Genomic DNA, 25,000 nt, shown 5'->3' with positions numbered 1-25,000 from the left:
GACGGGACCGGGTGGGAGGGGGTCGCCAGTGCTCGCAGCCGACGGCGCCACCGGCCTCGTGGTCGACCGCGTGTGCAAGCGCTTCGGCACCCGCACCGCCTGCGACGACCTCACCCTGCGGGTCGACCGCGGCGAGGTGTTCGGCTTCGTCGGCGGCAACGGCGCGGGCAAGACCACGGCCATGCGGATCGTGCTGGGCGTGCTGCCCGCCGACTCCGGCCGGGTCACCTGGGCGGGCGAACCGATCACCCCGGCCCGCCGCGCCCGCTTCGGCTACCTCCCGGAGGAACGCGGCCTCTACCCGCGGATGCGCGTCCTCGACCACCTGGTCTACCTGGCCGAACTGCACGGCCTGCCGGTCGACGACGCCCACCGCGCCGCCGAGTACTGGATCGCCCGCCTCGGCCTGCGCCCGCACCGCGAGCAGGAGGTCCAGCGGCTGAGCCTGGGCAACCAGCAGCGCGTGCAGCTTGCCGCCGCACTGGTGCACGGCCCGGAACTGCTGGTCCTCGACGAACCGTTCTCCGGGCTGGACCCGACCGCGGTGGACGTCCTGGCGGGGGTGCTGCGCGACCAGGCGGCGCGCGGGGTGCCGGTGCTGTTCTCCAGCCACCAGCTCGACCTGGTGGAACGGCTGTGCGACCGGGTGGGCATCATCCGCGCGGGCCGGGTGGTGGCCACGGGGACGGTCGGGGAACTGCGCGCGGGCAGCGGCACCACCCTGGTCGTGGACGCGCCCGGCGCGGCGGCGGGCTGGGCCGACCGGCTGCCGGGGGTGCGGGTGCTGGCGGTGGCCGGGAGCCGGACGACGCTGCGGCTGGCCGAGGGGGCGGACGACCAGCCGGTCCTGGCCGCGGCACTGGCCACCGGACCGGTCCGGGAGTTCCGCCGCGACCGGCCGGGCCTGGCGGAGCTGTACCGGGACGTGCTGGGGCGAACCGACCCGGCGACCCCGGGCGGCGGAGTGGGCGCGGCCAGCGGAGCGGGCACAGGTGCCGGCACGGGCGCGGGCCGCGTGGCGAGCGCGGCAGGCGCCAGCGGCGCGACAAGCGCGGGCGGCGCGGCGAGCCCGGGTGGGGGAACGCGGTGGCCCGGGGCCCATCAGGACATCGGGTGGCCCGCGAACGGTTCGTCCGAGCCCATCGACGCCGGGTACCGGAACGGCCCGCCCGGCGTGCCCGGGCAGGGCGCCGGCGGTCCGGGCGAGCGCGGCGGGTTCGGCGACGGGGTGGGGCGGTCCGGGTGATGGCCAGGGCGGTGTGGGTGATCGCGCGGCGGGAGGTGCGGACCCGGCTGCGGGCGCGCTCGTTCCTGGTGGGCACGGCCGTGTCGGTGGTGGTGCTGGTCGCGTTCGTGCTGGTGCAGACGTCGCTGTTCGCGCGGCACACCGACACCAGGGTCGGGTTGTCCGGGCAGGCGACCGCGGTGGCGGAACCGTTGCGGGACGAGGCCCGGTCCCGCGGTCTGGCGGTCAGCACCAGCACCGTCCGCGACCCGGCCGAGGGCGCGGCCCAGGTGGCCGACGGCGACCTGGACGCCCTGGTGACCGGTGCCCCCGGCACCCTGCGCGTGCTGGTCCGCGACTCGGTCGACGAGAACCTGCGCGGCGCCCTGAACACCCTGGTCCAGAAGGAGGTCCTGCGCGGCCTCCTGGCCACCCTCGACGACGGGGCGAGCCCGGACGACCTGCTGGCCACCATGTCCGACGCCACGGTGGACGTGCACGCCCTGGCCGCCCCGGACCCCACCGGGGACCAGCGGCTGGTGGTGGCGCTGGTGCTGGTCGTGCTGCTCTACATGTCACTGCTGCTGCACGGGACAATGGTGGCGCAGGGGGTGGTGGAGGAGAAGTCGAGCCGGGTCGTGGAGATCCTGCTGGCGGCGGTGCGCCCTTGGCAGTTGCTGCTGGGCAAGGTCGTCGGGCTGGGGCTGGTCGGGTTGGCCCAGTTGGCGGTGATCGGCGCGGCCGGGTTGGTCCTGGCCGCCACCGCGGGCGCCCTGACCATCCCCGCCGCCGCTGCGGGCACGCTCCTGTGGGGCCTGTTCTGGTACGTCCTGGGCTACCTGTTCTACGCGGCGGTCTTCGCGGCGGCGGGCTCGCTGGTGTCGCGGCAGGAGGAGACGCAGGCGGTCCTGCTGCCGGTCACCTCGGTGCTGGTGCTGACCTTCGTCCTCGCCTTCGGCCTGCTCACCCGCTCCCCCACCGGCACGGGGACCGCGGTGCTGTCGCTGCTGCCGCCGTTCGCGCCGATCCTCATGCCCGCCCGCCTGGCCCTCGGCACCGCCCCCGCCTGGCAGGTCCTCCTGGCCGCCGCCCTCCTGCTCGCCGCCGTCGCCGCCCTCGCCTGGCTCGGCGGTCGCGTCTACACCGGCGCCATCCTCCGCACCGACGGCCGGGTCAGGGTCCGCGACGCCCTGCGCGCCGGTTCCCGACCCTCCTGATCAGTCCACAGTAGAGGGACGGGGACGCCGGGGGCGAACGACAAGAGGGCCGCCCCGAGCTGGGGACGGCCCTCTCAGTGAGCTGAGGTTCAGCGCTCGTTGAGCGCCTTGTACTCGCGCTCGGTGTGCCCGGTGTAGACCTGCCGGGGACGGCCGATCTTCGTGGCCGGGTCGTTGATCATTTCGCGCCAGTGGGCGATCCAGCCGGGGAGGCGGCCCAGGGCGAACAGCACGGTGAAGAACTTCGTCGGGAAGCCCATGGCCCGGTAGATCAGGCCGGTGTAGAAGTCGACGTTCGGGTAGAGCTTGCGCTCGACGAAGTAGTCGTCGGCGAGGGCGTGCTCCTCGAGCTGCTTGGCGATGTCGAGGAGGGAGTCGTCCACGCCGAGCTTGGCGAGGATGTCGTCGGCGGTCTTCTTGACGATGGCGGCGCGCGGGTCGTAGTTCTTGTAGACCCGGTGGCCGAAGCCCATCAGCTTGACGCCGTCCTCCTTGTTCTTCACCTTCTTCACGAAGGCGTCGACGTCGCCACCGCCCTGGTCGCGGATGCCGACCAGCATGTCCAGGACCGCGCTGTTGGCGCCGCCGTGCAGCGGGCCGAACAGGGCGTTGATGCCCGCGGAGATGCTGGCGAACAGGTTCGCCTCGGACGAGCCGACCAGCCGGACCGTCGAGGTGGAACAGTTCTGCTCGTGGTCGGCGTGCAGGATGAACAACTGGTCCAGCGCGCGCACCAGGGTGGGGTCGAGGTCGTAGGTCTCGGCCGGGAACCCGAAGGTCATCCGCAGGAAGTTCTCCACCAGCCCGAGGGAGTTGTCGGGGTAGAGGAACGGCTGGCCCACGGACTTCTTGTAGGCGTACGCGGCGATCGTCGGCAGCTTGGCCAGCAGCCGGATGGTGGAGATCTCCACCTGCTCGGAGTCGAACGGCTTGAGGCTGTCCTGGTAGAAAGTGGACAGCGCGGAAACGGCGGATGACAAGACCGGCATCGGGTGCGCGTCGCGCGGGAAGCCGTCGAAGAACCGCTTGAGGTCCTCGTGCAGCAGGGTGTGCCTGCTGATCTTGTGGGTGAAGTCCTCCAGCTCGGTCTTGCCCGGCAGCTCGCCGTAGATCAGCAGGTAGCTGACCTCCAGGAAGCTCGACTTCTCCGCGAGCTGTTCGATCGGGTAGCCGCGGTAGCGCAGGATGCCCGCGTCCCCGTCGATGTAGGTGATCGCCGAGGAGCACGACGCGGTGTTGACGAACCCGCTGTCGAGGGTCACCAGACCGGTCTTGGCCAGCAGCTTCCCCAGGTCGACGCCTGATGTGCCTTCCGTGGCGGTGACGATCGCCATCTCGTGCTCGCCACCGGGGTAGCGGAGGGCTGCGGATCGCGCGGACTGATCGGTGCCGGTGGGCACAGCGGTCCCGTCTGGCATGTGCAAGTACCTCTCACACTCGGACAGGGCGGTGATGACGGCCGAACCGGTGCGGCCCTGGTCGGGTGCGAACGCGGCTCGATGTCGCCGCAGCGCAGCACCGCCCCGTTGGGGTCCTGAGCTTCCTACGCTAGTGCTCGGGCCGCATTACGGACACCCGTACGCCGTGCTCGCGGGCGGTCTTGGGACACGTATCACAAGCGGTCACCCGATCAGCGGTCCGCCGGGCTGGCGAGGCCGCCGAGCAGCAGGTCCGCCAGGCCCGCGAAGGCGTCGGAGTCGGACACCCCCGCCCGCTCACCGACCACCCCGGCCTGGATGCCCTCGATCAGCCAGCCCGCCATCTCCCCGACGAGCGGGGCGTGCACGTCGCGGAACAGCCCCTCGGCGACGCCCTCGGTGATGAACGCCCGGATGCGCGCGGCGGCGGCCTGGGCGTTGCGCCGGTAGACCTCGCGGGTGGGGGCGAAGTCGGACACGTCGGTGACGAACGCGACCGAGGCGACCCCCAGTTCCTCGGCGGCGCCGGAGAGGTAGACCGAGATCCGCTCGCGGGCGTCCGCCGCCGCCGAGACCCGCTTCTCGATGCGCTCGGTGGCCACCCGGAAGAACTGGCCGACCACCCGCAGCGCCAGTTGCTCCTTGCTGGGGGCCAGGGCGTAGAGGGTCGACTTCGAGCAGTGCAGCCGGGCGGCGAAGTCGTCGAGGGTGGCCTCGGCGAAGCCCTCGGCGAGGAACAGCGCCAGCAGTTCGTCCAGCAGCGCCGCCTGCCGGGCGGTGGGCGCGCGCCGGGTGGTACGGGTCATCTCCCCAGGTTATCGACAGGCGCCGAACCGGAGTAGTACTCTGAATGGCACGCCAGTACTGTTTTCAGTACCCAGTTCCGACCTGGAGGACCCGATGCCCGCCGACCGCCTCCTGCCCGACACCGACGCCGAGGACCTGCTCAAGCTCGTCCGCGAGATCGCCCGCGAGGAGCTGGCGCCCGACGCGGCGAAGCACGAGGAGGCGGGGCAGTTCCCGCGCGAGCAGTTCCGCCTGCTGGGCCGCAGCGGCCTGCTGGGCCTGCCGTACGCCGAGCGGTGGGGCGGGGCGGACCTGTCCTACGAGGTGTACCTCCAGGTCGTGGAGGAGATCGCGGCCGCGTGGATGTCGGTCGGCGTCGGCCTGTCGGTGCACACCATGTCCTGCTGGGCCCTGGCGCAGCACGGCACCGACGAGCAGCGCGACCGGTTCCTGCCGGACATGCTCGGCGGCGACCTGCTCGGCGCGTACGCCCTGTCGGAGACCCACGCCGGGTCGGACGCGGCGGCGCTGAGCACCCGCGCCCGCCGCGACGGCGCCGAGTACACCGTCTCCGGCACCAAGGCCTGGATCACCCACGGCGGCGAGGCCGACTTCTACACCACCATGGTCCGCACCTCCGACGACGGACCCAGGGGCATCAGCTGCCTGCTCGTCGACGCCGCCACCCCCGGCCTGACCGCCGCCCCGCCCGAGCGCAAGATGGGCCTGACCGGCTCGACCACCGCGCAGGTGGTGTTCGACGGCGCCCGCGTCCCCGCCGACCGCCTGATCGGGGCCGAGGGCGACGGCCTGCGCTTCGCCCTGGACGCCCTCAACTCGGGGCGGCTCGGCATCGCCGCCTGCGCGGTCGGCCTGGCCCAGGCCGCACTGGACGAGGCGGTGGCCTACGCCAAGCAGCGCAGCCAGTTCGACCGCGCCATCGTCGACTTCCAGGGCGTGGAGTTCCTGCTGGCCGACATGGCCGCGGCCGTGGAGTCGGCCCGCGCCACCTACCTGGAGGCGGCCCGCAGGCGCGACCGAGGCCTGCCGTTCGTCCGCCAGGCCTCGATCGCCAAGCTGGTCGCCACCGACGCGGCCATGAAGGTCACCACCGACGCGGTGCAGGTCCTCGGCGGCGCCGGGTACACCAGGGACTTCCCGGTGGAGCGCTTCATGCGGGAGGCCAAGGTGACCCAGATCTTCGAGGGCACCAACCAGATCCAGCGGGTGGTGATCGCCCGGCAGCTCAAGCGGTCGTAAACTGGCCGGCCCCCTAACGCGCCCGAGGAACAGGACGACACAACGCCATGCGGAATTCCGTCCTGCCCCCCGACCCGGGGGTGAACGCCGTGCGCCTGACCGAGAGCGTGGTGGACGTCCTGGCCCGCCTCCCGACGATCGAGGGCCCCGACCGCCGGGCCGCCGACACCCTGTTCGACCTGGTCATCGGCCGCCTGCGGCACGCCCGCGCGACCGGCACCTACGACGTGTTCGAAGCCGATCCCCAGTCCCCCCGCCGCCGGGCGGCCCTGGCGGAGGTCCTCGACCGGCAGTTCAACACCGACCCCGCCTTCCGGGAGTCGGTCGCCGCCCTGGTCCCCGCGGCCGAACCCGAGGAACCGGAAACCCCCCGGCGCCCGACCCTGCGCATCCTGGTCGCCGGGACCGTCGCGGCGGTCGTGCTGGGGATCGGGGGCGCGACCCTGGCCACCACCGTGCTCTCCGAGGACCCCCGCGACGGGACGACCCCCTGCCGGACCTTCTTCGTCCTCACGGAACCGGAGCAGCGGGCACTGCTGGTCGAGGCCCACCGCGCCCACGGCCACCCGGAGGAGGCCCAGGGGATGTACGCGGTCGCCAGCGTCCTCTACAACTGCGGCAGGCGCCCCGACAGCACCGTGGGCGAGATAGTCGACCTGGCCCACTGACCGCTCGCGGGGCGCCCGGACGACGGGCACCCCGCGAACGGGCCGTCAGCCCTCGCTGTAGTAGGGGTTCTCGGTCACGCCCACCCCGCTGCCCTCGTCGAACCGGTAGACCTGCCGCCCGTTGACGAACACCCGCAGCGCGCGGCTCATCACGTCCAGCGGGTCCCCGGACCAGATCACCACGTCGGCGTCGAGCCCGGGCTTCAACGCCCCGACCCGGTCGTCGAGCCCCAGCATCTCGGCGGGGTTGACCGTGATCGACCGCAGCCCGGTCTCCTCGTCCAGCCCCTCCTTCACCGCCAGCGTCACCTGGTGCACCAGGAAGTTGATCGGCACCACCGGGTGGTCGGTCGTGATGGCGATGCGCACCCCGGCCCGCGCCAGGACGCCCGGGTTGCGCAGGGTCCGCCGCCGAAGCTCCACTTTGGACCGCGAGGTGAACAGCGGGCCGATCACCACCGGGATGTCGCGCTCGGCGATGAGGTCCGCCAGCAGGTGCGCCTCGGTGCCGTGGTTGAGCACCAGCCGGTAGCCGAACTCCTCGGCCAGGCGCAGGGCCGTGGCGATGTCGTCGGCGCGGTGCGCGTGCTGGCACCACGGCAGTTCGCCGTCGAGCACCCGCACCAGCGCCTCGCACGTCAGGTCCCGGTCGAACGGGCCCTCCGCGGCGTCGCGGCGCGCCTTGTAGTCCTGCGCCTTGGTCAGCGCGTCGCGGATGACGGCGGCGACGCCCAGGCGGGTCGACGGCATGGTCTTCTTCTCGCCGTAGACGCGCTTGGGGTTCTCGCCGAGCGCGCTCTTCATGCTCACCGGGTCGCGCAGGACCATCTCGTCGGCGGTGCGGCCCCACGGCTTCACCGCGACGGTCTGGCCGCCGATCACGTTGCCCGACCCCGGTTTCACCACGATCGTGGTGACACCGCCCGCGAGCGCGTCGCGGAAGCCCTCGTCGTCGGGGTTGATGCCGTCGAGGGCCTTGACCCTGGCGGTCACCGGGTCGGTCATCTCGTTGGTGTCCTGGCCCGCCCAGCCCTCGGCCTCCTCGTGCACGCCGAGGTGGCCGTGCGCCTCGACGAAGCCGGGCAGCACCCAGGACCCGGACGCGTCGACGACCTCGGCGTCGTCGGGGACGTCCACCTCCGCCGCCGGGCCGACCGCGACGATCTTGCCGCCGTCGATCAGGACCGTGCCGCCGTGGATGGGAGAACCCTCCACCGGAACCACATAACCGCCTGTCACCGCGATAGTCACGAGACCGACCTCATTCCCCACGAACCGGTCCAGCCGTCCCCCGGCGCGACGGTCAGCAGGTCGGTGCCGGAGTTCAGCGCGTCCGGCGGGCAGGTCATCGGCTCGATCGCCACGGCCCGGCCGGGGCGGCCGGGGAAGGAGTCCGGCGTGTAGACCTGCACCCAGCCGAACACCGGGTCGGCCCACACCTCCACGCCGCCGCCGGGTCCGGTCAGGGAGTGGTGGACCAGGCCGTCGGGGCCGGGTTCGCAGCCGCCGAACGCGTCGTCGAGGGTGAGCGAGCGCAGCGGGACGCCCGCGGCGAAGTCGTGCTCGGTGATCGGGGTGGCGGGGCCGGAGGGGACCATCTTCTCCGGGTCCAGCGGCAGGTGGGTGGTCGCGGCGAGGCGCAGCACGCAGTCGTCCACGTCGAGGGCGCCGGGGCGCGGGTAGGGGTGAGCGCCGACGCCGAAGGGCATGGGGTCGGCGCACAGGTTGCGCACCCCGTGGGTGACGGTCAGGCCGTTGTCGTCCACCAGGTAGGTCATCGTCGCCTCGAAGGTGAACGGCCACCCCGGGCGGCGGTCCACCACGACCGAGAGGGTCACCGAGTCCTCGGTGCGCTCGCCCGCGGTCCACAGCTCCTTGCGCACCAGGCCGTGACTGGCGTTGCCGCGCTCGGGTTCGGTGACGTTGAGGTGCTGCACCACCCCCTCCAGCGGCCAGGTCGCCCCCGCCACCCGGTTGGGCCAGGGCACCAGCACCGCGCCCGCGCCCATCGGCGCGGGCTCACCCGCGTCGAAGGTCTCGGCGTACGCGACCCCGCCCAGCTCCAGCACGCGCAGCGTGGCGCCCACTTCCGAGATGACGGCGCGGGCCCGGCCCGAACGGATCTCCCACTGCTCAGCGTTCATGGTCCAGAGCCTAACGGCCTCCCGCTACTCACTAGACCGGTCTGTATAGTACGGCTCGTGGCCCCACGATCCGACACCCGCGACCGGACGCTGCGCACCGCGGTCGAGCTGTTCCGCGCCCGCGGTTACCACGGCACCGGCCTCAACCAGGTGCTCAGCGAGGGCGGCCTGCCCAAGGGCTCGCTCTACTTCCACTTCCCCGGCGGCAAGGAGCAACTCGCCGCCGAGGCGGTGGCCCTCGCGGGCGAGCAGTTCCGCGCCGAGATGGCGGAGGCGCTGGCGACGGCCGAAGACCCGGCAGCCGGGCTCTCCGCGATCATCGATCACCTGATCGAGCGAATGACGGCGTCCGACTTCACCCTCGGCTGTCCCGTTGGGACAATCGCCCAGGACGCCGACGCCGACCGGGTGCGCGAGGCGTGCGCGCGGGCCTTCGCGGGGTGGCACGACCTGCTCGCCGAACACCTGCGCCACCACGGTTTCGGCGATCGCGCAGCCGACCTCGCCACCACCCTGCTCGCCCTGGTCGAGGGCGCGCAGTTGCTCGCCCGCACCTGCCGCGACACCGCCCCCCTGCGCGCGGTCGCCGCGACCGCGCGGCACCTGCTGGAAAGGCACTGAACATGCGCGTGCACCACCTGGACTGCGGTCCGATGCGCCCCCTCGGCGGCAGCCTGGTCGACGGCCGCCCCGGCCTGCTCCGCCCGGCCGAGCTGTGCTGCCACGTCCTGCTGGTGGAGTCCGCCGACGGCCTGGTCCTGGTCGACTCCGGCTTCTCCCGCGCCGACCTGGCCTCGCCACCCGGCACCCTGCCCAGGCCGTTCCTGTGGCTGGTCCGCCCGAGGCTGGACCCGACCGTGACCGCGTTCGAGCAGGTCAAGGCACTCGGCCACGACCCGGCCGACGTCCGCCACATCATCCTGACCCACCTCGACCTCGACCACGCGGGCGGCATCTCCGACTTCCCGGAGGCGGCGGTCCACGTCCACGGCCCCGAGTTCCGCACCGCGATGAACCCCCCGACCGCCGCGGAGAAGACCCGCTACCGCAAGGCCCAGTGGGCCCACGGCCCGAAGTGGCAGGTCCACGAACCCACCGGCGGCGACCGCTGGTTCGGCCTGGAGTCGGTCCGCCCCCTCCCCGACCTCCCCGAGGACGACTTCCTGCTCATCCCCCTCCCCGGCCATACCCGCGGCCACGCGGGCGTCGCCGTCCGCACCGACTCCGGCTGGCTCCTGCACGCGGGCGACGCCTACTTCCACCGCGACCAGCTCAACCCCACCCCGTCGATCCCCCCGTTGCTCAAGGCGTTCGAGGCCCAAGCCCAGACGATCGCCGAAACCCGCCTGGCCAACCAGCAACGCCTCCGCGAACTACACCGCGACAACGACGACATCACCGTCTTCTCCGCCCACGACAACACCGAACTGACCCGCTTCACATCTTGAAACAAACCCCGGTCAAGCGGGGGAACACTGAATACCCGACCATGGGCGGGAACCACGCGGGGAGGGCTTGGGCAATGGCGCGGTCATGGCAGGAGACGCGAGCCGACAAGGCGCGCATCGATGCGGCGAGCGGGCGGGATGTGGACCGGGCGCGGGCGGTGGCCCACGCGCGGACACAGGCGTACGTGGTCGGTTTCGAGTTGTCCCGGCTGCGCGGGGAAGCCGGGCTCTCGCAGGCCGAGGCGGCTGAGCGCTCAGCCCCCGGGGACAACCCGGCGGCTGAGCGGTGATCACCCGGACGACTGCGCCGCGCCCGACCGCACCCGCCCCAGCACCAACCGGTTGAGCAGGTAGAGCACCACCCCGACCGCCAGCAGGACCGCCGCGATCGCGTACTCGCGCCCCGGCCGCCCCGACAGCGGGCTAGCCAGGTACGCGCACGTGACGGCGCCGATGACCGGCAGCGCCGTCGGCGCGCGGAAGTGCTCGTGCTCCACCGGGTCGCGGCGCAGGACCAGGACGGCGACGTTGACCAGGGTGAAGACGACGAGCAGCAGCAGCGAGGTGGTGCCGCCCAGGTCGTTGATGTTCACCGTGGCGACCAGGACGGCGGCGATGGCGGTGGTGAAGGCGATGGCTACCCACGGGGTGCGGCGGCCGGGGTGCACGGTGCCGAAGAACGGGGGGATGATCCGCTCGCGGGCCATGCCGTAGACGAGGCGGCTGGCCATCAGCATGTTGATCAGGGCGGAGTTGACGACCGCCAGCAGGCCGATCAGCGCGAACACCCACAGCGGGAAGCCCGGGGCGCCCACCGACAGCACCCGCAGCAGCGCGTCGCTGCCCGCCGAGGACAGTTCGTCGGCCGGGAGCAGCAGCGAGGACGTCAGGGCGACCAGCACGTAGACGGCCGCGGCGATGCCCATGCCGAGCAGCATGGCGCGGGGGAAGATGCGCACCGGTTCGCGGCACTCCTCGGCCATGTTGACCGAGTCCTCGAAGCCGACCATGGCGAAGAACGCCAGCGCGGTCGCGGAGGTGACGGCGATGAGCGGGGACTGGCCCGCGGTGTCGATCTGGGTCAGCCGGGCCGGGTCGCCCTGGCCGCCGCTGACGGCGTACACGCCGACCACGATGATGATCAGCAGGCCGGACAGCTCGATGAACGTCAGCACCACGTTGGCCCACAGCGACTCGGCGACGCCGCGGAAGTTGACCGCGGCGAGCAGGAGCACGAAGCCGACCGCGATCCACACCGTGGGGATCGTCAGCGAGTCGCCCATCAGCTTGCGCAGGTAGGTGTTGCCGAACGCCTGCGCCGCCGAGGCCGCGGAGGTGATCCCGGAGGACATGACCGCGAAGGCAACCATGAACGTCAGGAACTGGACCTTGAACGCCCGGTTCGCGTACAGCGCCGCCCCGGCCGCGCGCGGGTACTTGCCGACCAGCTCCAGGTAGCTGAACGCGGTCAGGAACGCCACCGCGAACGCGAGCAGGAACGGCAGCCACAGCGCCCCGCCGACCTTGCCCGCCACCGTCCCGGTGAGCGCGTAGACGCCGGTCCCGATGATGTCGCCGACCACGAACAGCAGCAGCAGCCCGGGGCCGATCACCCGCTTCAGCTCCGGCTGCCCGTCCGCCCCGATCTCCCGCGCGACCCCCGACTTGTCCGTCATGGGCGGAAAGTCTCCCAGGTCGCAGCGGGGGCGGCGGTCACGTTCGGGAAACGTCCGCCGTGAACCGGTAGCGCCAGAAGGCGGGGAGCGCGGCCACGGCGACCACGGTCAGCACGACGACCAGCACCCCGCCGATGGTGACCGTCGCGGCGGTGCCGAACACGGCGCCGCCCCAGCCGTGCAGGACGTCGGCGATCCGCGGCCCGCCCGCCACCACGACGGTGAACACGCCCTGCATCCGCCCGCGCATCTCGTCGGTCGCCTCCGTTTGCAGGATCGAGCTGCGGTGCACGGCGCTGACCAGGTCGGACCCGCCCGCGATGGCCAGGAACAGCACCGCCAGCCATAGCGACGAGGTCAGCCCGGCCGCGGCGACCGCCAGGCCCCAGGCGCACACCGCCAGGGTGATCACCACGCCCTGCCGGGGCAGGCGGGCGAAGGAGCCGGAGAACAGGCCGAACACCACCGACCCGATCGGGATGGCCGCGTAGAGCAGGCCCAGCGCCACACCCCCGCCGGGCGGGTCGCCGAAGGTGCGCTCGGCCATCTCCGGGAACAGCGCCCTGGGCATCCCGGCGACCATGGCGATGATGTCGACCAGGAACGACACCAGCAGCAGCCTGCGCCCGACCAGGTAGCGGAACCCGGCGACGACGTCGGCGACGCCCGCGGTGCGGGTGGAGCCCTCGCCGGGCGGGATCGGGGGCAGCCGCAGCACCCACGCCAGCGCGATCACCAGGGCGACCGTGTCGATCAGGTAGAGGGTGGACAGGCCGAGGACGGGGATCAGCGCCCCGGCGAGCAGCGGCCCGAACACGGTGCCGAAGGTGAACGTGGTGAAGCTCAGCGCGTTGGCGGGCGGGATGAGTTCCCTGGGCACCAGCCGGGCCACGGCGGCGCTGCGCGCGGGCGCGTTGACCGCCACGAACGCCTGCTGCACGCCGAGCAGCACCAGCACGAAGGTCACCGAGTCGAAGCCGAGGAACGCCTGCATCCAGAACAGCGCGGAGGTGACCGCGACGCCCAGGTTGCTCACCGCGATGACCTTGCGCCGGTCCAGGGCGTCGGCGATCGCCCCGCCCCACAGCCCGAACACCAGCAGCGGCACCAGCCCGACCGCGCCCGCGAGGCCCACGTAGGCCGACGAGCCGGTCAGGTCGAACACCTGCTTGGGCACGGCCACCGCGGTGAGCTGGCTGCCGACGGCGGTGACGACCGTGGAGAACCACAGCATCCGGTAGTCGCGCACGCGCAGCGGCCGGGTGTCGATGACGATCTTGCCGAGGGTGGTCCGCAGGCGACCGCGCGGTGGGACTCCGTTGCTCACGACAGAGAGCTTAGGCCAGCTAAGGATCTGCCCGCTGTGACGTCCGCGGCGCCGGGGAGGGGACCGTCAGGGGCCGAGGCGCTCGACCTTCCAGCCGCCGCGGGTGTTCTTGAAGCGCAGCCGGTCGTGCATCCGGTCGGCGCGGCCCTGCCAGAACTCGACCGTCTCGGGCTGGATGCGCCAGCCGCCCCAGTGCGGCGGGACGGGGATGGTCTCGGCGTCGGCGAACTGGCGCTCCACATTGGCCAGCGCCGACTCCAGGGTGCCGCGACCGCTGACCACGATGGACTGCGGCGAGGCCCAGGCACCGAGCTGCGAGCCGCGCGGCCGCTGCGCCCAGTAGGCGGCGGTCTCGGCACTGCGTACCTTCTCCACGGTCCCGCGTACCGTCACCTGCCGCTGCAGGCCGTACCAGGGGAAGGTGGCCGAGGCGTAGCGGGTGGCGAGCAGGTCGTGGCTCTTGGCCGAGGTGTAGTTGGTGAAGAAGACCACACCGCGCTCGTCGAGGCCCTTGGCGAGGACGGTGCGCGAGGACGGCATCCCGTCGCCGCCCGCGGTGGCCAGCACCATGGCGTTCGCGTCCGGCAGGCCCTGGGAGGCGGCCTCGTCGAGCCACCGCTGCAACTGCTCGTGCCAGGTCGGCAGCAGTTCGGACTCGCCCAGCGTGCCGCCCTCGTAGGCGACCCGCATGGTCGGGAGCTTCAGGGCGATGTCACCGTCAGGCATCGTGTTCTCCTCGCAAGTGGCGCGCCGGGATCACCTCGCAACCTGAAAGGTACGGGGATTCCCGGTGAACGGAAACCGCTCGAAAGGTGACCACGACCACCGAATCCTTGCCCTCGAACCGGGTTCGTCACCCACCGTGGGCGTCGGGTCGTCTGGATCGGTTCACTGGATCGTGACACATCCCACCAGAGTGAACGATTGCTAACGAGCGGAGTAGAGAGGAAAGTTTTTTCCAGCCGTGCAGTGGTGCCCGGCGCCGGTGACCTGCCACGAAGCTGCCCCTGGTGCTGTCGCGACCGCTGCGGGCGAACCGTCACGCACATGGCGCTGGAAGGGCTGAGCAGAGATGACACACGCGGTGCAGGACAAATCGGCGCACAACCCGGCGGCCGAACCAGACGACGGCTTCCGCCCCGGGCTGGAGGGTGTGGTCGCGTTCCACACCGAGATCGCCGAGCCTGACCGCGACGGCGGTTCGCTGCGCTACCGGGGCGTCGACATCGAGGACCTCGCGGGCAAGGTGACCTTCGGCAACGTGTGGGCGCTGCTGGTCGACGGCCGCTTCGGCCCCGGCCTGCCCCCGGCCGAGCCGTTCCCGCTGCCGGTGCACTCCGGCGACGTCCGGGTCGACGTGCAGGCCGGGCTGGCCATGCTGGCCCCCATCTGGGGCTACCGGCCGCTGCTCGACATCACCGACGACGAGGCCCGCGAGCAGCTCGCCCGCGCCTCGGTCATGGCACTGTCCTATGTGGCCCAGTCCGCCCGCGGCATCCACCAGCCCGCGGTCCCGCAGCGGCGCATCGACGAGGCGGGCACCATCACCGAGCGGTTCATGACCCGCTGGCGCGGCGAGCCCGACCCCCGGCACGTCGCCGCCATCGACGCCTACTGGGTCTCCGCCGCCGAGCACGGCCTCAACGCCTCCACCTTCACCGCCCGGGTGATCGCCTCCACCGGCGCCGACGTGGCCGCGGCCATGTCCGGGGCCATCGGCGCCATGTCCGGCCCGCTGCACGGCGGCGCCCCGGCCCGGGTGCTGCCGATGATCGAGGAGGTCGAGCGCAGCGGCGACGCCCGCGGCTTCGTCAAGGGCCTGCTCGACCGCAAGGAGCGGATGATGGGCTTCGGCCACCGGGTCTACCGGGCCGAGGACCCGCGCGCCCGCGTGCTGCGCCGCACCGCCCAGGAACTGGGCGCGGCCCGCTACGAGGCCGCCGCCGCGCTGGAGCAGGCCGCGCTGGCGGAGCTGCGCGAGCGCCGCCCGGACCGCGCCATCGAGACGAACGTGGAGTTCTGGGCCGCGGTCATCCTGGACTTCGCCGAGGTCCCGACGCACATGATGCCCGCGATGTTCACCTGCGCCCGCACCGCCGGGTGGTGCGCGCACATCATGGAGCAGAAGCGCACCGGCAAGCTGGTGCGCCCGGCCGCCAAGTACATCGGCCCGAGCCCGCGCAAGCCCGAGGACGTCGAGGGCTGGGACACCATCAACCACTAGTCCCCCCGCAGCGCAGCGCGAAGGCCGTCTCCCCACCCGGGGAGGCGGCCTTCGCCGTGCCCGGGGAATTATCGGATCACCTTATGCCCGACAATCTCCCCATGTTGCAGACCACTGAGTTCGCGTTGCTGCGCAGGCTCGCCACCGAGCAGGCGGCGAGCCGGGCCCCGTCCCTGGTGGCGGGGGTCGTCCGGGGCGACCGGCTCGTCTGGAGCGGCGGCCGCGGCAAGGTGGAGGGCAGGCCGCCGACGGCCGACACCCAGTACCGCATCGGGTCGATCACCAAGACCTTCATCGGCGCCCTGGTCATGCGCCTGCGCGACGAGGGCAGGCTCGACCTGAACGACCCGCTGGAGCGGCACGTGCCGGGCACGACCTTCGGCGGGGCCACGGTGGCGCAGTTGCTCGCGCACACCGCGGGCCTCACCTCCGAGTCCCCCGGCACCTGGTGGGAGCGCGCCGCGGGCGGCGACTGGGCCGCGCTCAACGCCAGCCTCGGCCCGGAGGCCACCAGGCACCGCCCCGGCGCCCGCTTCCACTACACCAACGTCGGCTTCGGCGTCCTCGGCGAACTCGTCGCCCGCCACCGCGGCACCGGCTGGTACGAGGCCCTGACCAGGGAGGTCCTCGAACCCCTCGGCATGGCCCGCACCACCCCGCACCCGCAGGCCGACGCGGCCACCGGCTGGGCGGTGCACCCCTACGCCGACGTCCTGCTGCACGAGCCCACCCCCGACGCGGGCGCGATGGCCCCCGCGGGCCAACTCTGGTCCACAGTGGACGACCTGGCCCGCTGGACCCGCTTCCTCGCGGGCGACACCGGCGACGTCCTGCACCCGGACACGGTCGCCGAGATGCGCGAACCCGCCCACGTCGAGGACGACGACACCTGGACCTCCGGCTACGGCCTGGGCCTGCAGACCATGCGGGTCAAGGGCAGGCGCCTGGCGGGCCACGGCGGCTCCATGCCCGGCTTCCTCGCCATGGTCCTCACCGACCCCGCCACCGGCACCGGCGCCCTCTGCCTGGCCAACAGCACCTCCGGCGTCGGCGTCGGCACCCTCGCCGCCGACCTGATCGACCTCGTCGAGCAGCACGAACCCGCCCTGCCCGCCGAGTGGGAACCGATGCCCGAGGTCGACCCGGCCCTGCTCGCCCTGACCGGCCAGTGGCACTGGGGCCCCACCCCGTACACCCTCAAGCTGCTGCCCGACCGCCTGCTCAACCTCGTCCCCACCTCGGGCCGAGGTCGGGCCTCCCGCTTCCGCCCCACAGCCGAAGACACCTGGCAGGGCCTCGACGGCTACTACGCGGGCGAAACCCTCACCCTGCACCGAACCCCGGACGGCACCCCCAGCCACCTCGACCTCGCTACCTTCATCTTCACCCGCGAGCCCTACGGCACCCCCGAAGCCATCCCCGGCGGCGTCGACAAGCACGGCTGGCGCCCCCGCCACCCCTGACCCGACACCGATCCACCACCCCCGAACCCGGCGGCCCGGCCACCCGCCAAACCAACGGCCGGGCGGCCGGCCACCCGGGGCCCACACCGCACAGCCGCCGACCACCCGACAAACCGTCGGCCCGGCTACCGACCACCCGACAAACCGGCGGCCGGGCGGGCCAGCCACCAGCCACCCGCCAGCCCGCCACCGCGAACCCCACCGGGCGCAGCGAAACCGACCACCCAACAAACCGCCGGCCCGGCGCCAGAATGCCCGGGTGGGTGGATGTGCTTGGGTGGGGGAAGCGATCATGTGCGAGCCTGCCTGGGCAGTGGGGCACTCTTTTCGCCCCACTCGGTCACACCGGGCGCATGATCGCTGTAGGGGCCCCGCCCAAGCAGATCCACCCACCCGGGCACGCCCAACAAACGACCGGACTTTGAAACCACGGCACGGCTGAGCAGATCCACCCGTGCACGCCCCCAAAACGACCGGGCCCTTGAACCACAGCCACGACTGAACAAGAAGTCCTGCCCACCCCCGCAGCCCGCGATCGACCGGATCGGGCGACCCCGAGGCCACCCCAGCCGAGTGGGACCACATGGTGGACGGGCCTAGGCTGGGTGCCGAAGCCCAACCGGCACGTTGAAAGGCGCAGAGATGACGCAGACCGCCGATCCGAGCACGCTGGAGCTCCCCGCGGAGCTCAAGCCGTCCGACGGCCGTTTCGGCTGCGGGCCGTCCAAGGTGCGCCCGGAGCAGTTGGCGGCGCTGGCCGCCGAGGGCGCGAAGCTGATGGGCACCTCGCACCGCCAGAAGCCGGTGAAGTCCCTGGTCGGCCGGGTGCGCGCGGGTCTGCGGGACCTGTTCGCCCTGCCCGAGGGGTACGAGGTGGTCCTGGGCAACGGTGGCACCACCGCGTTCTGGGATGCCGCCGCGTTCGGGCTGGTGCGCGAGCGCGCGCAGTTGTTCACCTACGGTGAGTTTTCCTCGAAGTTCGCCACCGTGAACAAGAAGGCCCCGTTCCTGGCCGACCCGATCGTGGTCAGCGCCGAGCCGGGCAGCGCCCCCGAGATCGCCTACGCCGAGGGTGCCGACCTGGTGGGGTGGGCGCACAACGAGACCTCGACGGGTGTGGCCGTGCCGGTCAGCAGGCCCGCCGGGTCCGACGGCGCGCTGGTGGCCATCGACGCCACCTCCGGCGCGGGGGGTCTGCCGGTCAAGGCCGAGGACTTCGACTGCTACTACTTCGCCCCGCAGAAGTCCTTCGCCTCCGACGGTGGCCTGTGGCTGGCGCTGATGAGCCCGGCGGCGCTGGAGCGGGTGGCCGAGATCGGCGCGACCGACCGGTTCATCCCGGAGTTTCTGTCGCTGACCACGGCGGTCGACAACTCGGTCAAGGACCAGACCTACAACACCCCGGCCGTGGCGACGCTGTTCCTGCTGGCCGAGCAGTTGGACTGGATGAACGGCAACGGTGGCCTCGACTGGACCACCGCGCGCACGAAGGACTCCTCGGACCGCCTGTACGGCTGGGCCGAGAAGACCTCGTACACCAGCCCGTACGTGGCCGACCCGGCGCACCGCTCCCAGGTCGTGGGCACGATCGACTTCGCCGACGGGGTCGACGCGGCGGCCGTGGCCAAGGCGCTGCGGGCGAACGGGATCGTGGACGTGGAGCCGTACCGCAAGCTGGGCCGCAACCAGTTGCGGGTGGCCATGTTCCCGGCCATCGAGCCGACCGATGTGACCACCCTCACCAACGCCATCGATTGGGTCGTCGAGCGCCTCGGCTGAGCCGTTCGGGCTAAACTGCCCGGGTGATCACCCCGGAGGGCCACCAACCGATCACTATCGGCGGTGGCCCCCCGGCGTGTCCACGCTGACACGCTCGCGAATGGGTGAACCGCGCCCCAATCGGGATGCGGCGGCCCCGGTGGATACGGCAAGATCACGAGTGGATGTCACGGGGATCGCGGCGCGCCTGGCGCGTCAGGCCGTACCGCCGATCTACCGTGGGACGCAGACGAGTGATTTCTGCTCATGTCGTACGGGAGGTGCTCGATGCGCGCGCTGCGGGTCGTCGGGCTGGCGGATGATGGCAAGACCATCGTCTGCGAGGACTCGGCGCGAGGCGAGCGCTTCACCCTCCCGGCGGACGAGCGGCTGCGCGCGGCCGCCCGAGGAGACGTCACCCGACTCGGCCAGATCGAGATCGAGCTGGAGAGCCAGATGCGTCCTCGTGAGATCCAGGCCCGCATCCGTGCGGGTGAGTCCGTCGAGCAGGTCGCGGAGGCTTCCGGCCTCCCGACGCACAAGATCGACCGCTTCGCCTACCCGGTCCTGCAGGAGCGCTCCCGCTACGCCGAGATGGCCCAGCGGGCGCACCCGGTCCGCGAGGAGGGCCCGGACGTGCGGACCCTCGACGAGGTGGTCCAGCACGCCTTCACCCTGCGCGGGCAGGACTACGCCGAGGTCGCGCTGTGGGACTCGTGGCGCAACGAGGAAGGCAAGTGGATCGTCCGCCTGAGCTGGGCCGCGGGTCGGTCGCACAACCGCGCCCACTGGTCGTTCAGCCCGGGCGCCCAGGGCGGCACGGTCACCCCGCTGGACGAGCACGCCCACGACCTGCTGGACCCGCAGCCGACCCGCACCCTGCGCACGGTCCGCCCGGTCACCGAGCTGGCCCAGGCGGCCATGAGCCTGGAGACGGCGGACCCGGGGCCCGAGCAGCCGCCCGCGGCCCCCTCGGCACCGGTGGTGCCCGCCGCCGAGCCCGACCGCCGCGACCCGGAGCAGGACTTCGTCGAGGACTTCGAGCTGACGCCCGAGCCCGAGCCGACCCCGGCACCGGTGGCGCTGGACCTGGAGGAGGAACTGGCCGTCCCGGAGCCGGTCGCCGCCCCCCAGCCCGCCGCCGTGGTCGAGTTCCCCGAGGAGGCACAGGCCCCGGAGCCCGAGCAGCAGGACGCCCCCGCCGAGGAGGCGCCCCGCAAGCAGGACCCCGCGGCGGCCCGCCGCCCCGCCAAGGGGAAGAAGGCCCGCCCGATCGTCCCCTCGTGGGAGGACGTCCTCCTGGGCACCCGCTCCAACCGCGGGTAGCGCGGCACCGGAACGCAACGCGGAAGCCCCGGCTCACACCAGAGCCGGGGCTTCCGCGTTCCCACCAGCGTCCACTGAGGGCAGTCGGGGCACCGGTCAGCCGGGGTCGAGCGCGAGCAGCCTCCCCACGCGGCGGATGACGTCGACCTGGGCCGGGCTGTAGAGGTCGTGCAGGGCCGTCGCCATCGTCTGCGCGGCCAGGCGCGCGGCGGCCGGTGTGTCCGCCTTCAGCTCCCGCATCCCCGGGTGGTCGGCCTGGAGTTCGCGGATGTACCCGACCATCCGCCGGGCCAGGTCCTCGCGGGTCTGCTCGTCGGCGTCGGGGGGCAGGTGGTCGAACTCGTCCGTGCTGGGATCGGCGCTGTAGGCCTCAAGCATCCCCCGGTAGGCGGTGATGGCCGAGGGGCTGAGCAACCGGCTCATCACCACGACGAACGAGCGGTCGGCGGCGGTCAGCTTCGCGTCGGCGGCGGCCTGGGCCAACTCGGCGGGCAGGTCGGTGGGGGCGGCCTTGTCCAGGATCAGGGCGAGTTCGGCGCGCACCCGCTGCAACCGCTCGATGGTCCCGGCGACCTCGGCGTCCAGCGCCCGCAGCGCTTCTTCGGGGTGCTCGTCGGCGTTGCCCATCCCGGCGATCTGCGGCAGGGAGAACCCGAGGTCGGTCAGGCGCTTGATCCGCAGCAGGCGCACCAGGTGCGCGACGCCGTAGCGCTTGTAGCCGTTGGCCCGGCGCTCGGGCTCGGCGAGCAGGCCCACCTCGTGGTAGTGCCGCACCGCGCGCACGCTGGTGCCCGCGAGTTCGGCGATCTGCCGGGTGCTCCAGGCCAAGCCGTCCCCCCTCGGGAAGCGGGTGCGGACCGTGTTGTCACGGCGTGCTCAGCCGCCGTCGCGGCGACCAGGGCGGTCTCACCCGGGGACGGCGTCCAGCAGGTGCAGGTCCCACCCCTCCCGCTCGCACCAGTCCTCCGCGGCCTCCCGGTCCAGCGGCTCCGCCGACCGGGTGCGCGGCGCCCCCAACCGGGTCCACCCGTCCGGGGCCAGCAGGTACACCTGCGTGTCGCGGACCGCGAGCAGCCTCCCGTCCGGGAAGGCCATGCTCGGCGCCGTGCGGAGGAAGCGCACCGTCATGGCCACATGATGCCCGCCCCGGCCCCCGCGTGCGAGCCGGCCCCCGCTGTTGTGATCACTTCCCTTGCGCCGCAAGCGAAACCCCGCCCTGTGGAAAACCGGGTGCCGATTGTCACCCCTCCTCGCTAACGTCGGACGAGGCGACGAAGGGGGCACCATGAGCGAGGACCCGCGTCCGGGTTCCAGGCTGGCCGCGCTGCGCAGGCTCGGCCCGTACGTCCGCCCGCTGCGCTGGTACCTCATCGGCTCCGGGCTGGCGGTGCTGGGCTCGATGGCCTGCGGCCTGACCATGCCCCTGGTCGTCAAGGCCATCCTGGACGGCCCGGTGGCGCACCGCGACACCGGCGGGCTCGGGTGGATGATCGGGTTCATCGTGGTCCTGGGAATCGCCGAGGCGGGGCTGATCTGGTTGCGCCGCAGGCTGGTCTCCGAACCGTCCACCCGGATCGAGGCGAACCTCCGCGCCGACCTCTACCACCACCTGCAGAGCCTCCCGGTCGCCTTCCACGACCAGTGGCAGTCCGGGCAGTTGCTCTCCCGCGCCGTGTCGGACCTGTCGACGCTGCGGCGGTTCATCGGGTTCGCGGCGATCTTCATGGTGGTCAACGCGCTGACGATCGTGATGGGCATCGGGGTGCTGTTCGCGCTGGACCCGTGGCTGGGGTTGATCACCCTGCTGTGCGCGGCCCCGCTGATCGTCATCTCCACCCGCTACGAGCTGCGCTTCTCCGTGCTCTCCCGCCGGTCGCAGGACCAGGCGGGCGACCTGGCGACCACGGTCGAGGAGTCGGTGCTGGGCATCCGGGTGCTCAAGGCGTTCGGCCGTGGGCCCGACATCGCCCGCCGGTTCGGGCAGCAGGCGCGGGAGCTGCGGACGACGGAACTGGCCAAGTACAAGGTCATCGCCGGGCTGATCGGCGTGATCATCTTCCTGCCGGAGCTGGGCATCGGCCTGCAACTGCTGGTGGGGACCCAGGGGATCGCGCAGGGGACGATGTCGATCGGCACCCTGGTCGCGGGCATCACCGTGGCCACCTACCTGCGCTGGCCGACCGACTCCATCGGCTGGCTGCTGGCCGAGACCAACCAGGCGGCGACGGCGTGCGAGCGGTACTGGGAGGTGCGCGACTCGCCGATCACCGTCACCGACCCGGCCGACCCGGTGCCGCTGCCCGCCGACGGGGACGGCGAGCTGCGGCTCGACGGCGTCCGCTTCGCCTACCCCGGCGCGGCGGGCGAGGTGCTGTCCGGGGTCGACCTGGTGGTGCGCCCCGGCGAGACCGTGGCGCTCGTGGGGCCGACCGGGTCCGGCAAGACCACGCTCACCGCGCTGGTGCCGCGCCTGGCCGACGTGACCGGTGGGCGGGTGCTCGTCGACGGGGTGGACGTGCGCGACCTGCGGCTGGGCGACCTGCGCACGGCCGTGGCCACCGCGTTCGAGGAGCCGGTGCTGTTCTCGGCGAGCGTGCGGGAGAACGTGGCGCTCGGCTCCCCCGGCGTCACCGACGCCGACGTGCGGGTGGCGCTGCGGATCGCGCAGGCCGAGGAGTTCGTCGACCGGCTGCCGTGGGGGCTCGACACCCGGATCGGCGAGGAGGGGCTGTCGCTCTCCGGTGGCCAGCGGCAGCGGCTGGCGCTGGCCAGGGCCGTGGTCGGCAGACCGAGGGTGCTGGTGCTCGACGACCCGCTGTCCGCGCTCGACGTGCACACCGAGGCGGAGGTGGAGCGGGCGCTGCGGGAGGTGCTGCGCGGGGTCACCGCCCTGGTGGTGGCGCACCGGTCGAGCACCGTGCGGCTGGCCGACCGGGTGGCGCTGCTCGACGGCGGGCGGATCACCGCCGTCGGCACGCACAGCGACCTGTTGGCGGGCAACGCGGACTACCGCGCCCTGCTGTCCACACTGGACGACGAGCGGGAGAGGGTGGGGTCGGCGTGACCGACGAGCAGGCCTGGCGCGGGGTGGCCGCGGAGGACACCGACGAACTGACCGCCGCGGTCGGGGTGAAGCTGCGCAGGCGGTCGCGGGTGCTGCTGGGCTCGCTGCTGCGACCGCGCCGGTGGTGGGTGCTGCTGGCGTTCTCACTGGTGGTGCTGCACAACGCGGCGGCGCTGTCCGGTCCGCTGCTGATCGCGGTCGCCCTGGACGCGGGCGTGCCGCGCGCCCTCGACGGCGACGGCACCACGCTCGCCTGGTGCGTCGGCGGGTACCTGGCGCTGGCCGTGGCGTCCTCGCTGCTGTACTACGCGTTCATGCGCCTGTCCGGGCGGATCGGCCGCGACGTGCTGACCGACCTGCGGCAGCGGGTGTTCGAGCACTCCGGCAGGTTGTCGGTGTCGTTCCACGAGTCCTACACCTCCGGCAAGGTCGTCTCCCGGATGACCAGCGACGTCGACGCGCTGGAGGACCTGCTCGACACCGGTGTGGAGAACACCCTCACCGCGGTCCTGTCGATGGTCGGCATCGCCGGTCTGCTGGTCGTGCTCGACCCGCCGCTGGCGGTCCTGGTGCTGGCCGGGTTCATCCCGATCTGGTTCATCACCCGGTGGTTCCAGCGCCACTCCGACCGCGCCTACCGCGGCACCCGGGGCGCGATCGCCAAGGTGATCGTGCAGTTCGTGGAGACCATGAACGGCATCCGCGCGGTGCAGGCGTTCCGCCGCGAACCGCGCAACGAGGCGATCCTGGGCAGCCTGAACGACGAGTTCCGCGGCGCCAACCGGCGCGCGTTCGACCTGATGGCGCACTTCACCCTGGCCGTGCGGCTGATCGGCAACCTGTCGTTGGCCCTGGTCCTCGCGATCGGCGCCTGGCGGGTGATCGGCGGCGGACTGGAACTGGGGGTGCTGACCGCGTTCACCCTGTACCTGCGCCGCTTCTACGACCCGCTCGACGACATCGCCATGTTCGCCAACTCCTACTCCTCGGCCACCGCGGCCCTGGAGAAGATCTCCGGCCTGCTCCAGGAGCGCCCCGACGTCGCCGAACCGGACCACCCGGTGGAACTGCCCCGGCACGCGGGCGGTCGGCGCATCACCTTCGACGGCGTGGAGTTCCGCTACCGCCCCGACACCCCGGTGGTGCTGCACCCGCTGGACCTGGACATCGCCGCGGGCCAGACCGTCGCCCTGGTCGGCCCCACCGGCGCGGGCAAGTCGACCGTGGCGAAGCTGGTGGCCCGCTTCTACGACCCGACCGCCGGAACCGTCCGCCTCGACGGGGTGGACCTGCGCTCCCTCGGCGACGCGGAGCTGCGCCGGTCGGTGGTCATGGTGACCCAGGAGAACTTCCTGTTCAGCGGTTCGGTGGCCGACAACATCGCCCTGGGCGACCCCACCGCCACCCGGCCGCAGATCGAGGCGGCGGCCCGCGCGGTGGGCGGGCACGAGTTCATCACCGCCCTGCCCGAGGGCTACGACACCGACGTCCGCAAGCGCGGCGGCAGGCTGTCCGCGGGCCAGCGCCAGATCATCGCCTTCGCCCGCGCCTACCTGGCCGACCCGGCGGTGCTGGTGCTGGACGAGGCCACCTCCAGCCTCGACGTGCCGACCGAGCAGGTCGTGCAGCGGGCGCTGGAGTCGGTCCTCGCCGACCGCACGGCCCTGATCATCGCCCACCGGTTCTCCACCGTCCTGATCGCCGACCGGGCACTGGTCATCGCCGACGGCCGGGTGGCCGAGGACGGCCCACCCGCCGACCTCATCGCCGGGGGCGGCCACTTCGCCACCCTGCACGCCACCTGGCGCGACTCCCTGGTCTGACCCGGGCCCGTGCAACCCGGGCTTGTGCGGTGGTGCCCGGGTGGGTGGGTGCGCTTGCCGGCCGACGACCCCGGGAACCGGCGGCCCGGCGAGCGACTGCCCGGGTGGGTGGAGGTGCTTGGCCAACCGACCACCCCCGCAACCGGCGGCCCGACCAAGCAACTGCCCGGGTG

General features: G+C 72.7%; 21 protein-coding genes and 1 pseudogene. 13 read left to right on the top strand and 9 right to left on the bottom strand.

Annotated features, from left to right (window positions below):
* Nucleotides 1–28 precede the first annotated feature (28 nt).
* Both UO65_RS28025 and UO65_RS28020 read left to right on the top strand, forming a co-directional pair.
* A pseudogene (locus UO65_RS28025) lies at nt 29–934 on the top strand (ABC transporter ATP-binding protein); the annotation flags it as partial.
* Between the two features lie 311 nt (nt 935–1,245).
* On the top strand, nt 1,246–2,442 hold the full coding sequence (locus UO65_RS28020; RefSeq protein WP_035288379.1) for an ABC transporter permease: 1,197 nt from the start codon (nt 1,246–1,248) through the stop codon (nt 2,440–2,442).
* Nucleotides 2,443–2,531: 89 nt separating this feature from the next.
* On the opposite strand, the gene UO65_RS28015 is transcribed toward UO65_RS28020, so the two are convergent.
* Entirely contained in the window at nt 2,532–3,860 is a 1,329-nt protein-coding gene (locus UO65_RS28015; RefSeq protein WP_052021888.1) for a citrate synthase, read from the bottom strand.
* 212 nt (nt 3,861–4,072) lie between these two features.
* Nucleotides 4,073–4,666 (bottom strand): TetR/AcrR family transcriptional regulator, encoded by a 594-nt coding sequence (locus UO65_RS28010; RefSeq protein ID WP_035288375.1) that lies wholly within the window; start codon nt 4,664–4,666, stop codon nt 4,073–4,075.
* Nucleotides 4,667–4,760: 94 nt separating this feature from the next.
* On the opposite strand from UO65_RS28010, the gene UO65_RS28005 reads away from it, so the two are divergent.
* Together UO65_RS28005 and UO65_RS28000 are read left to right on the top strand one after the other, a co-directional pair.
* Nucleotides 4,761–5,906, top strand: coding sequence for an acyl-CoA dehydrogenase family protein (locus UO65_RS28005; protein ID WP_035288373.1), 1,146 nt, complete (start codon nt 4,761–4,763; stop codon nt 5,904–5,906).
* A 47-nt stretch (nt 5,907–5,953) separates the two neighbouring features.
* Entirely contained in the window at nt 5,954–6,574 is a 621-nt protein-coding gene (locus tag UO65_RS28000; protein ID WP_035288371.1) for a hypothetical protein, read from the top strand.
* Nucleotides 6,575–6,619: 45 nt separating this feature from the next.
* Here UO65_RS28000 and UO65_RS27995 read toward each other — a convergent pair whose 3' ends face one another.
* Both UO65_RS27995 and UO65_RS27990 read right to left on the bottom strand, forming a co-directional pair.
* Nucleotides 6,620–7,825, bottom strand: coding sequence for an amidohydrolase (locus UO65_RS27995; RefSeq protein ID WP_035288369.1), 1,206 nt, complete (start codon nt 7,823–7,825; stop codon nt 6,620–6,622).
* Nucleotides 7,822–8,718 (bottom strand): aldose 1-epimerase family protein, encoded by an 897-nt coding sequence (locus tag UO65_RS27990; protein WP_035288367.1) that lies wholly within the window; start codon nt 8,716–8,718, stop codon nt 7,822–7,824. Before UO65_RS27990 ends, UO65_RS27995 begins: the two co-directional genes overlap by 4 nt.
* Nucleotides 8,719–8,775: 57 nt before the next feature.
* Here UO65_RS27990 and UO65_RS27985 point away from each other — a divergent pair, with 57 nt between their 5' ends.
* From UO65_RS27985 to UO65_RS27975, 3 genes are all read left to right on the top strand, one after another.
* Nucleotides 8,776–9,339, top strand: coding sequence for a TetR/AcrR family transcriptional regulator (locus UO65_RS27985; RefSeq protein WP_035288365.1), 564 nt, complete (start codon nt 8,776–8,778; stop codon nt 9,337–9,339).
* Between the two features lie 2 nt (nt 9,340–9,341).
* On the top strand, nt 9,342–10,166 hold the full coding sequence (locus UO65_RS27980) for an MBL fold metallo-hydrolase (protein ID WP_035288363.1): 825 nt from the start codon (nt 9,342–9,344) through the stop codon (nt 10,164–10,166).
* 74 nt (nt 10,167–10,240) lie between these two features.
* Nucleotides 10,241–10,456, top strand: a complete 216-nt coding sequence (locus UO65_RS27975; protein WP_052021887.1) for a hypothetical protein — start codon at nt 10,241–10,243, stop codon at nt 10,454–10,456.
* On the opposite strand, the gene UO65_RS27970 is transcribed toward UO65_RS27975, so the two are convergent.
* The 3 genes from UO65_RS27970 to pdxH all read right to left on the bottom strand — a co-directional run bounded on the left by UO65_RS27970 (nt 10,457) and on the right by pdxH (nt 13,895).
* A complete protein-coding gene (locus UO65_RS27970) occupies nt 10,457–11,842 on the bottom strand; it encodes an APC family permease (RefSeq protein WP_035288361.1) in 1,386 nt (461 codons plus the stop codon).
* A gap of 37 nt (nt 11,843–11,879) precedes the next feature.
* On the bottom strand, nt 11,880–13,169 hold the full coding sequence (locus tag UO65_RS27965; RefSeq protein ID WP_233427874.1) for an MFS transporter: 1,290 nt from the start codon (nt 13,167–13,169) through the stop codon (nt 11,880–11,882).
* Between the two features lie 66 nt (nt 13,170–13,235).
* Nucleotides 13,236–13,895: a pyridoxamine 5'-phosphate oxidase gene (gene pdxH / locus UO65_RS27960; protein WP_035288360.1), complete on the bottom strand. Its 660-nt coding sequence runs from the start codon at nt 13,893–13,895 to the stop codon at nt 13,236–13,238.
* Between the two features lie 346 nt (nt 13,896–14,241).
* Between pdxH and UO65_RS27955 the strand changes: the two genes are divergently transcribed.
* The 4 genes from UO65_RS27955 to sepH all read left to right on the top strand — a co-directional run bounded on the left by UO65_RS27955 (nt 14,242) and on the right by sepH (nt 19,940).
* Nucleotides 14,242–15,393: a citrate synthase 2 gene (locus UO65_RS27955; protein WP_035288359.1), complete on the top strand. Its 1,152-nt coding sequence runs from the start codon at nt 14,242–14,244 to the stop codon at nt 15,391–15,393.
* Nucleotides 15,394–15,494: 101 nt separating this feature from the next.
* Nucleotides 15,495–16,856 carry a serine hydrolase domain-containing protein gene (locus tag UO65_RS27950; RefSeq protein WP_035288357.1) on the top strand — a complete coding sequence of 454 codons (1,362 nt, stop codon included), beginning with the start codon at nt 15,495–15,497 and terminating at the stop codon, nt 16,854–16,856.
* Nucleotides 16,857–17,498: 642 nt separating this feature from the next.
* Nucleotides 17,499–18,635: a phosphoserine transaminase gene (gene serC, locus UO65_RS27945; RefSeq protein ID WP_035288355.1), complete on the top strand. Its 1,137-nt coding sequence runs from the start codon at nt 17,499–17,501 to the stop codon at nt 18,633–18,635.
* A gap of 267 nt (nt 18,636–18,902) precedes the next feature.
* Nucleotides 18,903–19,940 (top strand): septation protein SepH, encoded by a 1,038-nt coding sequence (gene sepH, locus UO65_RS27940; RefSeq protein WP_035288353.1) that lies wholly within the window; start codon nt 18,903–18,905, stop codon nt 19,938–19,940.
* Between the two features lie 96 nt (nt 19,941–20,036).
* On the opposite strand, the gene UO65_RS27935 is transcribed toward sepH, so the two are convergent.
* Both UO65_RS27935 and UO65_RS27930 read right to left on the bottom strand, forming a co-directional pair.
* Nucleotides 20,037–20,768 carry a helix-turn-helix domain-containing protein gene (locus tag UO65_RS27935; RefSeq protein ID WP_035288351.1) on the bottom strand — a complete coding sequence of 244 codons (732 nt, stop codon included), beginning with the start codon at nt 20,766–20,768 and terminating at the stop codon, nt 20,037–20,039.
* Between the two features lie 78 nt (nt 20,769–20,846).
* Entirely contained in the window at nt 20,847–21,068 is a 222-nt protein-coding gene (locus tag UO65_RS27930; RefSeq protein ID WP_035288349.1) for a hypothetical protein, read from the bottom strand.
* Between the two features lie 157 nt (nt 21,069–21,225).
* Between UO65_RS27930 and UO65_RS27925 the strand changes: the two genes are divergently transcribed.
* Complete coding sequence (locus UO65_RS27925) at nt 21,226–23,004, top strand: ABC transporter ATP-binding protein (protein ID WP_035288347.1); 1,779 nt, start codon at nt 21,226–21,228, stop codon at nt 23,002–23,004.
* Nucleotides 23,001–24,827: an ABC transporter ATP-binding protein gene (locus UO65_RS27920; RefSeq protein ID WP_035288345.1), complete on the top strand. Its 1,827-nt coding sequence runs from the start codon at nt 23,001–23,003 to the stop codon at nt 24,825–24,827. Before UO65_RS27925 ends, UO65_RS27920 begins: the two co-directional genes overlap by 4 nt.
* Nucleotides 24,828–25,000: the final 173 nt, after the last annotated feature.

It is taken from the genome of Actinokineospora spheciospongiae, assembly GCF_000564855.1.
Lineage (GTDB): Bacteria > Actinomycetota > Actinomycetes > Mycobacteriales > Pseudonocardiaceae > Actinokineospora > Actinokineospora spheciospongiae.
Note: the sequence above shows the minus strand (reverse complement) of the source record. Positions and strands in the feature narration are given on the sequence as shown.